Genomic DNA, 13,020 nt, shown 5'->3' on the forward strand with positions numbered 1-13,020 from the left:
ACGCGTCACGACATGCGACTGCATGCCGCATCGTCGGGTGCTACATATATCGCCGCGATGTTATACGCGAGTCAACAGGATGTTGCAGAAGATCACGTTCGCGGGACTGTGACCGTGAACACGCGTCGCATCACGGGCGTTTAACCCGGTAACGTTGTAATAGCGACGGCGGCGCGGTCTGCTGCGGCGGGGAGCCGTCGGCGGCGGGTCCAAGGTCTTCACGATCGAGATCGGAGATCAAGGTGACCGCGCCGGCGCTGACACCGACGGCGAACGCGCGGCCGGCGCGCGAGCGCAGCACGACGATGCGCTCTCGCGGCCCGACCGGCAGCACCTGGACCACGGACAGGGGGGCATCGGGACCGGCAAGACCGAAACGCCTCCGCAGTACCCGCAGCAGGACGAGCAGGCAGACGATGATGAAGGCCAGTGGCAACACGATCGCCAGCAATTCCCAGACGTACGACGTGCCGGCCGGCTCCGGTGCGACGACTGCAGCGGCGCTGCCCGGCGAGAGCGCGGCCAGCAGGCACGACAGCAGCAGCGGCAGGGCGTGGCGTGGGCTTGGCGGCATCGGAAGCGTTCCGGCGGGAGGATGCGCGGGCAATGCCTGCGCGATGGCGGCATACCCTAGCAGGCGCGCCGCGTCTGCGCGTGTGCACGGCGGCCAGCGGAGCGCGGCTGCGTGAGCCCCCCGGCCGTGGGCCGTCGCTCCGCCGCCGCGGACGCCGCCTCGACCACGCTGGGCACCATCCTCGACGCGGTGCCGTTCGCCTGCGCGGCATTCTCATGCGCCAACGGCGCGCTGGTCGCCGGCAACCGCGGGTTCGTCGAGGCGTTCTCGGCGCTGCCGGGGTACCGCGACCGGGCCACGCTGCTGGACGCGCTGCGCGCCGGGCCCGACGACGGTGCCGAGGTGCGTGCACCGCACAGCGGGCGCTGGTACGCGCTGCACTGGCGCCCGCTGGCGCTGACGAAGGGCGAGGTGGACCTGCTCACCGCGGTCGACATCAGCGAGCGCCTGCAGGCGCTGGATACGCACAAGCACCAGCAGGAGAAGCTGCTGTTCACCTCGCGCCTGATGTCGGTCGGCGAAATGGCCGCGACCCTCGCGCATGAGCTCAACCAGCCGCTGGCGGCGATCGTGAACTATCTGAACGGCAGTCTGCGCCTGGTCGACCAGGCCGGCGGGCCGGCGCAGGTGGAGCGCGCGCTGCTGGCGGCGCGCACCCAGGCCGAGCATGCGAGCGCCGTCATCGCGCGCGTGCGCGAATTCGTGCGCGCACGCGAACCCCGGCGCGACGCGCACGACGTCGGCGTTATCGCAGGCACCGTGCTGGAACTGCTGCGGCTGGAAGCCGAACGCCAGCAGCTGTGCATCGAGCTGGCCCTGGCCCCCGACCTGCCCGCTGTCTTCGCCGACCGGGTGATGGTGGAGCAGGTGCTGCTCAATCTGGTGAAGAATGCCATCGAGGCGATGCGCGAGGTGCCGCCGGGCCAGCGCGCGCTGCGCATCGAAGGCCGCGTGAACCTCGACGACGAGGTGGAGGTACGCGTGCTCGATCGCGGCGGCGGGCTGAGTCCGGCCCAGAGCGAGCAGCTGTTCTCGCCCTTCTTCACCACCAAGTCCGACGGACTGGGCATCGGGCTGGCCATCTGCCGTTCGATCATCGAATACCATGAGGGCCGTCTGTTCTTCGAGGCTCGGCCCGATGGCGGCAGCGTGTTCGCATTCACGCTGCCACGGGCGGAAGGGAGGATCTAGGGAATGGCATCCGCGCGGGTCTATCTGGTCGACGACAACGACGGCTTCCGCGATTCCACCGCATGGCTGCTGGAGACCGCGGGTTTCGAGCCGCTGCCCTATGCCTCCGCCGCGGCGTTCCTGGCCGCCTACGAGGCCGACCGCCATGGTGCGCGCGAGGAGTGCCTGGTCTCCGACATCCGCATGCCGCAGATGAGCGGCCTGCAGCTGCAGGAAGAGCTGATCCGCCGCGGCGTCCGCCTGCCGCTGGTCTTCGTCACCGCGCATGGCGACGTGCCGCTGGCGGTGGAGGCGATGCGCAAAGGCGCCGCCAACTTCCTGGAAAAGCCCTTCAGCGAGCAGGCCCTGCTCCACGCCATCCAGGCGGCCTTCGCGGCCAGGCGCGAGCAGGCGCCGCTGCACAACCCGGCGCTCGGCAAGCTGAGCCCGCGCGAGCGGCAGGTCCTCGACCTGGTGGTCGCCAGCAAGCCCAACAAGATCATCGCCGACATCCTGGGCATCAGCATCAAGACGGTGGAACTGCACCGCGCGAACATGATGTCCAAGCTCGGCGTGCGTTCGCTTCCGGAACTGATGAAGGTGGCACTGGGCCATGGCTGAGCGCGCGGCATCCACCGGCAAGGGTGCGCGCAAGCGCGCCACGGCCACGACTGAGGCCCCCGCGGCGACGCGCGCGACGCGGGCAGTGGGCGGCCTGCTGCCGGCGGTCTCGCCGGCCCAGGCGGCGGCGCTGCGCAGCTTCTTTTCCGCGCCGCAGACCTGGAGCCTGTCCAACGGCGGGCTGCTGCAGTTCGTGCCCGGCCGGCCGGCGCCGGCGGCGCAGACCTTCGAGATCGACGCCGAGGGCACCCGCATCGGCCTGTGCCTCCAGCACCCCGCGCATGGCGATGGGCCGCACTGGAGCGACTACCAGGGCCGCTCGCGCGTGCTTGCCTGGAGCCTCGCCCACGAAGCGCAACTGATGCGTTTGAGCGAAGCCTTCGGCGTGGTGCTCACGCCGATCGCCGATGCGTGCGAAGCGCCCGCCGACGGCACCTCGCTGCTGTGGCTCGATTTCATCGTCGACGAGGACGCGCCTGAAGGGTCGACGTCGCGCATGCCCGCGCTGCAGGGTGCGCTGCGCCTGCCCGCGGCGTGGAGCGAGCGCCTGCTCGAACGCGCGGACCCGCCCGGCGACACCGGCCCGCAACTCGATGGCTGGCGCGCACTCGGCGTGCCGATCCGGCTGCAATGGCGGATCGCGCCGCTGCCATGGTCGGACTGGAGCGGGCTGCGTCCGGGCGACGTGCTCGTGGTCGGTCGGCGCAGCCAACCGCCCGCCAGCGAAGCCTGTGCCCACGGCCTGGCCTGGCCGCTCGAGCCCGCGACCGGCGGCTGGCGCGTCAGCGGCCCGCCCCGGCATTTTCCGACCAACCTGCAGGACACGTCCCCCATGAGCGATTCCACGCACGCCGGCGATGCCGGCACTTCGACCGATCCCGACGCGCTGGCGCGCCGCCTGCCGGTCGAGGTGAGCTTCGAACTGGGCCGCACCGAGCTGCGCGTGGGCGAACTGTCCGCGCTGCAGCCGGGCTACGTCTTTCCGCTGGCGGGCGCGCTGGAAGGCGCGAACGTCACCATCCGCGCGAACGGCCAGGCGGTCGGCCAGGGCGAGGTGGTGGCGGTCGGCGACACCCTGGGCGTGCGCCTGCTGGGCTGGAGCTGAGCGGCCCACACCGCCCGTCCCGCCCCACCGCGCATCGCAGGAGCGTCCATGGATCTGAGCAGCTATTCCCCCGCCCTCGTCCTCGTCGTCATCGTGTCGCTGGCGCTGGCGCCGTTCGTCGCGGTGATGGTGACCTCGTTCACCAAGATCGTGGTGGTGCTGAGCCTGCTGCGCAACGCGCTGGGCCTGCAGCAGGTGCCGCCGAACGTGGTGATCAACGGCCTGGCCATCGTGCTGTCGATCTACGTGATGTATCCGGTGATCCTGGAAACCTACGATGCGGTGAGCGCGCACCAGCAGGGACGCCCGGTCCCGGCGTCCGTGCAGAAGAAGATCGACGATCGCCAGCGCGAGCAGGACCTGCGCAACCAGGCGCTGGCGCGTCGCGCCGCCGAGCGCGCGGCACAGGCGCAGCCCGCGCCGGGACCGTCGCTGGCGCCGGCGGCGGACGGGCAGGCGGCCGCGAGTCCGGCCGCCGCCGATGCGCTGCGCGCCGAAGCCGAAGCCGCGGCGGCGGGCGCCGTCGCGGGCGATAACGTCCCCGGCCCGTTGTTTCGCAACGTGGTCACCGGCTCGACGCCCGAGGCCGGCGCCGCGCCGTCTCCTGCACCGGCCGCCGCGCAGGCCCCGGCGCCGCTGGCGCCACCGGGCAGCGATGGCGCGCGGCTGCTGGCCTTGTTCGAGGCGGGCAAGGAGCCCCTGCGCTCGTTCCTGATCCAGCATTCCAACCCGTCAGAGCGCGCCTTCTTCCTGCGCAGCGCGCAGAGCCTGTTGCCCGAAGAGCGGCGCGGCGCACTGACCGCCAACGACTTCATCGTGGTGGTGCCCGCCTTCACCGTGAGCGAGCTCACCGCCGCCTTCCAGATCGGCTTCCTGATCTTCCTGCCGTTCCTGATCATCGACCTGGTGGTGGCCAACATCCTGCTGGCGCTGGGCATGATGATGATGTCGCCCACCACCGTGTCGCTGCCATTCAAGCTGCTGCTGTTCGTGCTGATCGACGGCTGGGCCAAGCTGGTGCACGGCCTGGTGCTGACCTACACCCCCTGACGGACGCGCGACGGAGGCGAGGATGGGCGAGACGCTCGAGCTGACCCGGCAGGCCCTGTGGCTGGTGCTGATGCTGTCTGGACCGCCGATCGCGGCCGCGGCCATCGTCGGCCTCGTCGTGGCCTTCCTGCAGGCGGCCACCCAGATCCAGGAGCAGACCTTCGCCTACGCGCTCAAGTTCGTGGCGATCGTGCTGGCGCTGTTCGTCACCGGGGCGATGATCGGCGGCACCCTGTACACCTATTCGAACCGGATCTTCATCGAGTTCCCGAGCCTGACCCGGCGCTGATGGAGTTCTTCTCGTCCGCAGAGAACGCGATGCTGGCGCTGGGCCTCACCCTGCCGCGCATCATCGGCGCCTTCATCATGCTGCCGCTGATCAGCCCGCAGAACATGCCGGCGATGGTGCGCAACAGCTTCCTGGTCAGCCTCGCGATCGTGGCGCTGCCGATCGTGGTCGTCACCGCGCCGGCCGGCACCATGAGCACGCTGTCGTGGCCGGCGCTGGTGGTCAAGGAACTCTTCATCGGCATCGCCATCGGCTTCTGCTTCGGCATCGTGTTCTGGGCGATCTCGGCCGCGGGCAACGTCATCGACACCCAGGTCGGCATGAGCATGGCCACGGTGTTCGACCCGATCCAGGGCCACCAGACCTCGCTGCACGCGGAGTTCCTGTCGATGTTCGCCGCCTGGGTGTTCATGGCCAGCGGCGCCTTCCTGATCTTCCTCGACCTGCTGCTGGGCAGCTACGCCATCTGGCCGCCGACCTCCTTCTATCCCAACCTGCCGGCGGCGGGGATGAACCTGTTCGTCGGCCATTTCGGGTTCTTCATGACCACCATGCTGGTGCTCGCGGCGCCGGTGATGGTGATCCTGCTGATCATCGACCTGTCGTTCGGCCTGGTGAACCGCTACGCGCCGCAGCTCAACGTGTTCGCGCTGACCCTCCCGCTCAAGGCCTGGGCCGCGACCGGCATCATCCTGCTGCTGCTGGGCGTGTACGTGGAGGTGCTGGTGCGGCGGCTGCACGACAGCGAAGGCCTGCTGCAGTTGCTGCGGCGGACCTTCGGCGCCTGAGGTCGCGCCTGCGCAGGACGCATCGGACGCTGGCCCATGGGGCCGCCTGGCCACCGCGGTCCCTTCGCAGGAATCATCCGGCCGCCTGGGCGCCGCCGCCCTCGCCCGTCGCCCGCTGATCGCGCCGGATCGACAGTCACCTGCAAGCACGGGCACTGTATTTACCGCAGCGGACGGCGGGCGCAGCGCGGCTGGCACGGGCCATGCAGGGAGATCGCAGCCGCCGGCCTGCTTGTCCGCGCCCGGCGCCTGCGCAATGCTGTCGCCAACTGCAGAGGGAATGCATGACGATCGAAGACCTCCCGGCGCCGTCGCCAGCGGCCCCGCCGCCCGGTCTGTGGCGTTTCGGCGACGCCGTGCTCGACGAACAGCAGGCGTCGCTGCATGTGGGAGGCGTGCAGGTCGCCCTCGACCGCAGCAGCCACGACGTGCTGCTGGCGCTCCTGCGCCACTCCGGCGAGGTCGTCACCAAGGAAGAGCTGCTCGAGGCCGGCTGGCCCGGACGCGTGGTCTCGGAGAATTCCCTGGCCAAGGCGGTGAGCCGCCTGCGCCAGGCCCTGGGCGCGCAGGGCCAGGGCCTACGCGCAGTGCACGGCTATGGCTATCGCCTGGCGGCCGCGGTGGAATTCCGGGCGGCCAGTCGCGAGGCGGCGCCACCGCAGCGCGACGACGACGCGCTGCCGGCCGAAGGCGACGAGGTCGGGCAGCGCCCGGGCTGGCGCCTGGTGCGGCGGCTGGGCGGCGGCAGCGCGTCGACCGCCTTCCTCGCCCGCGATCCCGGCGGCGACCTGCGGGTCATCAAGTTCGCCCAGGGCGAAGCGGGGCTGCGCGGGCTCAAGCGCGAGGTCGCGCTGTCGCGCTACATCGCCTCGGTGAAGGCGGCGCTGCCCGATGTCGCCTGCGTGCTCGACTGGAACCTGTCGCAGCCTCCGTTCTTTATCGACCTGCCCTACTTCGCGGACGGCCACCTGGGCATCTGGGCGGGCAGCGCGGACGGGCTGGCGGCGATGGACCGCACGGCCCGCATCGCGTTGTGCGCGCAGCTGTGCGAGGCGGTGGCCGGACTGCATGAGATCGGCATCATCCACAAGGACCTCAAGCCCGAGAACCTGTATCCCTGGCGCGACGAGTTGGGCCAGCTGCGGCTGGTGATCGCCGACCTGGGCGCCGGCCAGGCGGCCACGTCGCAGCGCCTGCTGGAGATGGGAATCACCCTGAGCATGGCGGCCGGCCAGCTCGAGGAGCGCGCCGGCAGCGCGCTCTACGTCTCGCCCGAGGTACTCGCCGGCGGCGTCGCCACCCAGCGCAGCGATGTGTATGCGCTCGGCGTGCTCGTCTACCAGGTGCTGGTGGGCGACCTGCGCCGGCCGCTGGCGCCGGGATGGGAGGCCGACCTCGAAGACCCGCTGCTGTGCCAGGACATCGCCCTGGCCGCCGCGGCGAACCCGGTGCGCCGGCTGCCCTCGGCGTCCGCGCTGGCCGAGCGCCTGCGCACGCTCGGAGCACGACGCGCCGAACAACGCCGCCATCGGCAGGCCGAACGCGAGCAGGCGCAGGCCCGGCGCGTGCTCGAACGCCAGCGCGCGCGCCGGCCCTGGCTGTTGGCCACCGGTGTCGCGCTGAGCCTCGGGGCCGTGGCCAGCGGCTTGCTGTACACGCAGGCGCTGAAGGCCGGCCACGTCGCGCGCGAACAGGCGGCCATCGCCGATGCGGTCAACCGCTTCTTCAACGAGGACGTGCTCGCCGCCGCCTCTCCCTACGAACATGGCGGCCAGGCGGAACGGACCGTGCGCGAGGCCATCGACCACGCTGTGACCCGCATCAGCGAGCGCATCGGCGACCAGCCGGTGGTCGAGGCGACCGTGCGTCTCGCGATCGGTCGCGCGTATGGCGAGGCCATGATGATTCCGCAGGCGATCGAGCAGAACCGGCGCGCCGTGGCGCTGTTCGAACAGCACCTGGGCCCGCACGACACCCGCACCCAGCGCGCACGTTACCAGCTCGCGTCGGACCTGGTCGACGACTCGCGCTTCGACGAGGCCGCGGCGCTGATCCACAAGACCGACGCCCTTCGTGCCGCCCGCCAGCGTCCGGATCTCCAGACGGCGCTGGCCGCGCACCGCGCCAGCTGCTACTGGCACATCCGCAAGGGCGACTACGAAGGAGGCCAGGCGCCGTGCGAGAACGCCGTGTCCGCGCAGCTGGCGTTCGACGACCAGGACCACAACGCGCTGGTCAAGGTCCGCGCGAACCTCGCCGTCCTGCACAGCCGCGCCGGACGCGCCGCCCAGGCCGAGCGGCAGTTCGAAGAGTTGGCGGAGGCGTTCGCGGCGCTGGGCGACACCGGCAGCCCGACCCGCCTGCGCATCCTCTACCTGCACGGCATGAACCTGCTGGCGCTTGGCCGGCTGGACGAAGCCGGGCGGTCGCTGGCCGAAGCGCACCGGGGTTCGGCGGCCACCCTGGGCGCGGACAATCCGCACACGCTCGAGATCCAGGTGGGGCTGGCCCAGCTGCACATGGTGGCCGGCAGCCATGCCGAGGCCGTGCCCCTGCTGCGCGAGGCGCACGCGGCCTATGTCCAGCAGCTTGGCGAGGACAACCACTACACGCTGGCGGCGCGGCAGCAGCTGGAAGCCGCGCTGTGCGCCGTCGGCGGCCCGGCCGGCGCCGACGCGCGGCCGTGCGAGGCTACGCGGCCGGACGCCGCCTCCGAGGCTTGAGCCGGCCGCGGTCCGCGCCTACGGCTCCTGCGCCAGGAGGGCCTCGCGGAACGGCGCTCCGCCCAGGCTGAACTGCACATGCAGCGATTCGCCCTTGGCCAGGTGCGTTTCGTGGTGCGTTTCGCTTGCCTGGCCGAGGCGGCAGGCGCCGCGCCCCTGGGGATCGGCGCTGATGCTGACCCGTACGTCGCCCGCCGGCACCAGGAACCGTACAGCCTCCGACTCGTCCAGACGTGCGGCCCAGCGCCCGTTGATGTAGACCGCCGCATAGCAGGCGCTGCCCTCCCAGGCCTTGGCACGGGAGACTCGCAGCGTGCCGGAGGGGCCGCGGACCGGTTCCTGATAGGCGAGCACGCGCTCGGCGGGCACATCGGTCAGCGCCGCGTCCGGGATTCCGGCCTCGCGCAGCGCGACACGGGCGGCCTCGCGCGAGGCGAGCTTCTCCGCCGCCTGCTCGACGCTCCGCTGCTCGTGCGCCGCCGAGGCGACGTCGCGGTAGATCGCATGCGCCTGCACCTCCCCGCGCTTCAGGGTCTTGGTCTCGTAGCTGTCCTCGTCGACCAGGCCGATCACGCTCTCCCAGCCGAACGGCATGTCGAACGTCAGCGTGCCGGCGTCGGTGATCTGGCCCGTCGAGTTCGGTGCCATCTTGACGTCGAAGGTGAGCCTGCCGGGACCCGCTGGCAGGATCCGCATCCGCGGGATCTCGGAACCGTTGGTGCTGGTGCCGGTCTCGACCATCACCTGGCCGGGCACCTCCCACTGGATGCTGCGCGTGGCGCTGGCATAGCCCGGCCAGCCGGCGACGGTCTCGCCCGCGAACGTCCTGCCCACCAGCCGCGCATACGGACCCCAGACGGCGGGGTCGGCCTCGGTGGCATCCGGCGGTGCGATGCCCTCCTGCTCGGCGGACTGCGGCGCCGGCTCGGCAGTTGCGGCGCTCTGCGCGGTAGCGGTGTCCTGCGCGACCGCCTCCTGCGCCCGCGCACCTGGCTGCAGCGCCAACAGTGCGCACACGATGAGCGCTCCAGACCTGGCGATGATCGATGTCATGGCAGTTCCGCCCCCGCAATGGAATCGGTGTCGGCCTGGAAACGCGCGCCCATCTCTTCGCGGAAGCGGGCGTCGCGCGCCTGGTTGCGTCTCGACAGGGACTTGCGCTCGGCCGCGGAGAGGTTGCTGACCGGCTGCGCGCGCAGCGCGCCCGGTTCGCGGGTCCGGTACACCAGCAGGCGACAGGACCCGGCCGTGGCGTCCAGCACCGGCGCGGGCACCTCGTAGGCGTCCCCGTCGGCGGTGATCTCCGCGACCGCCGGGGCCGGCGCGCCGGCGGGAAGGAAACCGCCGTGGATGCGGTCGGGCAGGTTCTCCCAGGCGCGGATGTCGGCCTTGGCCTTGGTCGCCGAGCTGAGCAGGATGGCGGCCACGCCCACGAGCGCGAGTGCGCCCGCCGCACCGCTGTCGCCGCTGCCCAGCGCCGCCTGCACGCCGAGCATGCCGACCTCGGCCACCGTCTCGCTGCCCTGGCGGAAGCTGGCCTTGCCGTTGAGCACGACGTCGATCTGGCGTCCGCCCAGGGTATTGGCCTGCCAGCCCAGGTCGCCCAGCACCGGCAGCGCCTGCCCGCCGGCCGTGACCGAGGCGAAGGGGTTGTCGCCGGCCTGGAACTTCAGCGCCTCGCCGTAGGGACCGGTCGCGATCTTCACCGGCGAGGTTCCCGACTCCACCAGCAGCAGCGTGCCGCTGCCCGCGGGCGGCGGCTGCAGGCCTTCGGGCTGCTGGGTGGCGGCGCGCTGGTAGAAGTCCTCGGCCATGGCGGGATCGCCGGCGCAGCTGGAAGCCCAGCCGGCCAGCAGCGACATCATCCCGAAGTCGCCGGCATAGGTTTCGTCGTTGGAGATCGTGTCCTGGTACTCGGCGGAACGGAAACTGGCGCGGGCGTTCTCGTGATCGCCCTCGGCCAGGAACAGCAGGCCGCGGTAGTAGTAGGCCATCGCGCGCTCGTACGGTTCGCCCTTGTAGTCCTTGACGCCCTCGGACGACCACAGCGAACGCGCCTTCTTGGCCGAGTCGGAATTGGCATAGACCAGCTCGATGCGCTCGATGGCGGCATCGAAGGCGCGCGCCGCGATGTCGGGCCGGCGCTGGTCGATGGCTTCCAGCCCGAGCCGCTGCAAGTTGAGCACGGCCCCCCACTCGCCTTCCTCCAGCAGGGCGTCGTAATAGGGAAGCAGGCTGTCGGGCACGCCCGACGCGACTTCCTGCGCCAGCGCCGGCAGGGTGCAGGCCAGGCCGAGACAGGCCGCGAGCGAACGGGCCAGCAGGCCATGACGGGGCGCGCTCATCGCCGCACCCCCACGGCGAACTGGCGCCCGGTCTCGATGGCCAGCAGCCGGGCCACCTCGGCATCCGTGGCGATCGCCGTCCCGGCGCGCTCGAAGCCGTTCGCGGTCGCCACCCAGGGCCGGGGCCCCTCCTCCGCGGCTTCGGCGGCCGTCTCGAAGTCGACCAGGGTTTCGCCGCTGGCCACGTCGCGCAGGGCGACATGGAACCGGCGTCCCGAGGCGGCATCGGGTACCGGCCGCGACGTCACTTCCATCAGGTAGTCGGCGTGGTCGACCAGGCCCTGGGTCTCGATCGCGTGCACGTTGGGGCGCTCGCCCTGCACGTCCATGCCGGCCAGCCGCGTGGCCAGGGTGCGGTCGATGAAGCGCACGCCGCCCAGTCGCAGTTGGGCCATGAACTCGGACTGCAGGCTGCGCGACGCGTCGGACAGTGTCGCGGCCGCCGGGGCATCGTCCTCGCTGTAGCGCTCGCGACGCTCGTGCAGGTGCGAACGCGCCCCCGCGACGGCGACCCCGCTGGAGCCGTCGTAGTGGTGCGCCACGCTGCCCGCCTGCGCGGCCTTGCCGTGGACGGAGCGGTCCAGCGTCTCGACCTCGCGGTACCGGGTCGACACGCCGGCATCGAGGCCGGCCTCCCAGAACAGCATGACCCGGTTGCGCGCGCCCAGCCGCTGGCGCAGCTCGGTCCAGGGAACGGGCACCGCCACCGGCTCGCGGTGCGCGGGCGTCAACACCTGCGGCTGGCCGGGGCGCATCTGCGCGACGGCCTGCATGGGCAGGGCCAAGGTCAGTGCGGAAGCGATCAGGACGATGCGCATGAGGTCCTCCGGTTTACTGGTTCGGGGCCAGCTCGATGTAGTAGTGCGCGGCTGCGCCGAACGAGGACTCCTGGTAGACCGCCATGCCGCCGGGCGGCAGGAATACCGTGCGCCAGGCCGAAACCGGCTCGGCCGGGCCCATGCCCTGGTCGAGGAAGGCGGTGCGCGCGCGCACGCTGAAGCCGGCGCCGGTGCAGTTGGCCAGGCGCGCGGTGACCTGCACGGTGCCGCCCGCGGTGGGCTGGGTCGCCAGCTGCTGCACCATCACGCTGCGGAACAGGCCCGCATCGCTCATCAGCACGGCGTCGGCCGGGATGTCCTTGACCGCGCCGTAGGCCACCGAGGTCAGCGCCGGGCCGCCGGTGGGCGCATTGCGCTTGAGCGCCTTGTAGTCGCAGGTGAGCAGGGCCTGCGGGCGCGTGTTGGGCGTGGAGCAGGCGGACAGCAGCAGCACCAGCACGGCGCTGCAGCAGAGGGTCGGGGCGGCAAGCTTCATGACGTCTCCTTCGGATGGGTGGCGGCATCCTTCGCGGCGTGACGGGCGCACGCGTCCGGATCGCCGCATGCGGCGATGGGTCGGGGGAAAGTGGCGACCTCCGTGTCGCTGCCCCGCGGGAACAGCGCGAGGCGGATCAGCGATAGACCACGTCGTCCGCGGCGGCCCGCTGGAACTCGTACATGCCCGTCCAGACCACGGCCCCGGTTTCGGCATCGACCAGTTCGAAGGCGATCTGGTTGTAGCGCTGGACCACGCCGCTGCGCGGGTCGCGGCTGTCCAGGGTCATCAGCGCGCCGGCCAGGAAGAAGTCGATGCCCGCCTGGCCGCCGGTCAGGCCGGTGGTGCCCACGTCGGTGGTGCCTTCGCGCTTGAGTTCGCGCTGCTTGGCGACCATGCCGGCATAGCGCTGGCCGACGAAGCTCATGCGGCCCTGCGCGGCGCGGTTGAGTTCGGTCATCAGGCGCTGGGTGATCATCCGCCGGTTGATGATCTGCGAACCTTCGTTGCGGAACTCCTGCTCGTCCACCAGCACGCGTGGCGCGTGCTGCAGCTGGTTGAGGAAGCCGCTGGCGAACATGTCGCGCGCCATCTGGTTGGTCATGCTCTGGATGTCGTGGGCCTCGATGCCCACCCCGGTGACCAGCCCCTTCTGCCCCGGGTCGAGGTCGCGTGCCTGCACCCCGTGCCGGTTCTCGAGCTTGCGCTCGCGTGCCAGGCCGTCGCCGCCGGCGAGCAGCAGCAGGCCGCATGCCAGCCACAGGCCGGCACTCAAATGGTTTGCGCTCACGATGTCCCCCTGTTGCGATGTCGGGCGGCCGGTCCGTCGGACGGCGGCCACCGCGTCCTCCACCTGTGCGGCGGGAACGTCGGGGCGAGTGGAGCATGGGCCCGGCCGTGAATGCTTGGCCGTCCCCTGAAAGTTTCTGAAAACTTTTGAACCCCCGCCAACGGCGGCGGCCTGCGGGCGGTCGGGGGCCGCCGCCGGGAGGTCAGAAGGTGGGACGGACGGGCAGCGGGACGGGCGCCTGGCCCGCCAGC

13 protein-coding genes are annotated in these 13,020 nt (G+C 71.5%); 7 read left to right on the forward strand and 6 right to left on the reverse strand.

Translation table 11 applies throughout. The features are described from left to right. Positions 1-130: 130 nt before the first annotated feature. Positions 131-574, reverse strand: coding sequence for a flagellar biosynthetic protein FliO (locus ACQYVW_RS05485; protein WP_434934860.1), 444 nt, complete (start codon positions 572-574; stop codon positions 131-133). A gap of 111 nt (positions 575-685) precedes the next feature. Between ACQYVW_RS05485 and ACQYVW_RS05490 the strand changes: the two genes are divergently transcribed. The 7 genes from ACQYVW_RS05490 (at position 686) to ACQYVW_RS05520 (ending at position 8,320) form a co-directional block, all read left to right on the forward strand. Next, positions 686-1,765: a sensor histidine kinase gene (locus tag ACQYVW_RS05490; protein ID WP_434946299.1), complete on the forward strand. Its 1,080-nt coding sequence runs from the start codon at positions 686-688 to the stop codon at positions 1,763-1,765. Positions 1,766-1,768: 3 nt separating this feature from the next. Continuing rightward, positions 1,769-2,365 (forward strand): response regulator transcription factor, encoded by a 597-nt coding sequence (locus ACQYVW_RS05495; protein ID WP_434934858.1) that lies wholly within the window; start codon positions 1,769-1,771, stop codon positions 2,363-2,365. After that, on the forward strand, positions 2,358-3,470 hold the full coding sequence (gene sctQ, locus ACQYVW_RS05500; protein WP_434946300.1) for a type III secretion system cytoplasmic ring protein SctQ: 1,113 nt from the start codon (positions 2,358-2,360) through the stop codon (positions 3,468-3,470). Before ACQYVW_RS05495 ends, sctQ begins: the two co-directional genes overlap by 8 nt. 48 nt (positions 3,471-3,518) lie before the next feature. After that, positions 3,519-4,520 (forward strand): hypothetical protein, encoded by a 1,002-nt coding sequence (locus ACQYVW_RS05505; RefSeq protein ID WP_434946301.1) that lies wholly within the window; start codon positions 3,519-3,521, stop codon positions 4,518-4,520. Positions 4,521-4,542: 22 nt separating this feature from the next. Continuing rightward, on the forward strand, positions 4,543-4,809 hold the full coding sequence (gene sctS, locus ACQYVW_RS05510) for a type III secretion system export apparatus subunit SctS (protein ID WP_280942213.1): 267 nt from the start codon (positions 4,543-4,545) through the stop codon (positions 4,807-4,809). Next, a complete protein-coding gene (sctT, locus tag ACQYVW_RS05515; protein ID WP_434936637.1) occupies positions 4,809-5,597 on the forward strand; it encodes a type III secretion system export apparatus subunit SctT in 789 nt (262 codons plus the stop codon). Before sctS ends, sctT begins: the two co-directional genes overlap by 1 nt. Positions 5,598-5,881: 284 nt before the next feature. Then, the gene (locus ACQYVW_RS05520; RefSeq protein WP_434946302.1) at positions 5,882-8,320 is read left to right on the forward strand and encodes a protein kinase domain-containing protein; all 2,439 of its coding nucleotides are present in this window, start codon (positions 5,882-5,884) and stop codon (positions 8,318-8,320) included. Positions 8,321-8,338: 18 nt separating this feature from the next. Here the strand turns inward: ACQYVW_RS05520 and ACQYVW_RS05525 are convergent, their stop codons facing one another. The 5 genes from ACQYVW_RS05525 to ACQYVW_RS05545 form a co-directional block, all read right to left on the reverse strand. Beyond that, on the reverse strand, positions 8,339-9,373 hold the full coding sequence (locus ACQYVW_RS05525) for a hypothetical protein (protein WP_434934425.1): 1,035 nt from the start codon (positions 9,371-9,373) through the stop codon (positions 8,339-8,341). Then, positions 9,370-10,665, reverse strand: coding sequence for a COG3014 family protein (locus ACQYVW_RS05530; protein WP_434934424.1), 1,296 nt, complete (start codon positions 10,663-10,665; stop codon positions 9,370-9,372). The genes ACQYVW_RS05525 and ACQYVW_RS05530 overlap by 4 nt, the downstream gene beginning before the upstream one ends. Then, on the reverse strand, positions 10,662-11,483 hold the full coding sequence (locus tag ACQYVW_RS05535) for a hypothetical protein (RefSeq protein ID WP_434934423.1): 822 nt from the start codon (positions 11,481-11,483) through the stop codon (positions 10,662-10,664). Before ACQYVW_RS05535 ends, ACQYVW_RS05530 begins: the two co-directional genes overlap by 4 nt. Before the next feature lie 13 nt (positions 11,484-11,496). After that, on the reverse strand, positions 11,497-11,979 hold the full coding sequence (locus tag ACQYVW_RS05540; RefSeq protein ID WP_434934422.1) for a putative periplasmic lipoprotein: 483 nt from the start codon (positions 11,977-11,979) through the stop codon (positions 11,497-11,499). A gap of 136 nt (positions 11,980-12,115) precedes the next feature. Beyond that, positions 12,116-12,769, reverse strand: coding sequence for an LpoB-related protein (locus tag ACQYVW_RS05545; RefSeq protein ID WP_434934421.1), 654 nt, complete (start codon positions 12,767-12,769; stop codon positions 12,116-12,118). Positions 12,770-13,020 lie beyond the last annotated feature (251 nt).

The organism is Luteimonas campi (assembly GCF_051162505.1).
Taxonomy (GTDB): Bacteria; Pseudomonadota; Gammaproteobacteria; order Xanthomonadales; family Xanthomonadaceae; genus Luteimonas.

Bases quoted from the DNA above. Each gene is read 5' to 3' on its own strand.
- ACQYVW_RS05485 (WP_434934860.1), bottom strand. From the start codon at position 574: ATGCCGCCAAGCCCACGCCACGCCCTGCCGCTGCTGCTGTCGTGCCTG.
- ACQYVW_RS05495 (WP_434934858.1), top strand. From the start codon at position 1,769: ATGGCATCCGCGCGGGTCTATCTGGTCGACGACAACGACGGCTTCCGC.
- sctQ (WP_434946300.1), top strand. From the start codon at position 2,358: ATGGCTGAGCGCGCGGCATCCACCGGCAAGGGTGCGCGCAAGCGCGCC.
- ACQYVW_RS05505 (WP_434946301.1), top strand. From the start codon at position 3,519: ATGGATCTGAGCAGCTATTCCCCCGCCCTCGTCCTCGTCGTCATCGTG.
- sctS (WP_280942213.1), top strand. From the start codon at position 4,543: ATGGGCGAGACGCTCGAGCTGACCCGGCAGGCCCTGTGGCTGGTGCTG.
- sctT (WP_434936637.1), top strand. From the start codon at position 4,809: ATGGAGTTCTTCTCGTCCGCAGAGAACGCGATGCTGGCGCTGGGCCTC.
- ACQYVW_RS05520 (WP_434946302.1), top strand. From the start codon at position 5,882: ATGACGATCGAAGACCTCCCGGCGCCGTCGCCAGCGGCCCCGCCGCCC.
- ACQYVW_RS05525 (WP_434934425.1), bottom strand. From the start codon at position 9,373: ATGACATCGATCATCGCCAGGTCTGGAGCGCTCATCGTGTGCGCACTG.
- ACQYVW_RS05530 (WP_434934424.1), bottom strand. From the start codon at position 10,665: ATGAGCGCGCCCCGTCATGGCCTGCTGGCCCGTTCGCTCGCGGCCTGT.
- ACQYVW_RS05535 (WP_434934423.1), bottom strand. From the start codon at position 11,483: ATGCGCATCGTCCTGATCGCTTCCGCACTGACCTTGGCCCTGCCCATG.
- ACQYVW_RS05540 (WP_434934422.1), bottom strand. From the start codon at position 11,979: ATGAAGCTTGCCGCCCCGACCCTCTGCTGCAGCGCCGTGCTGGTGCTG.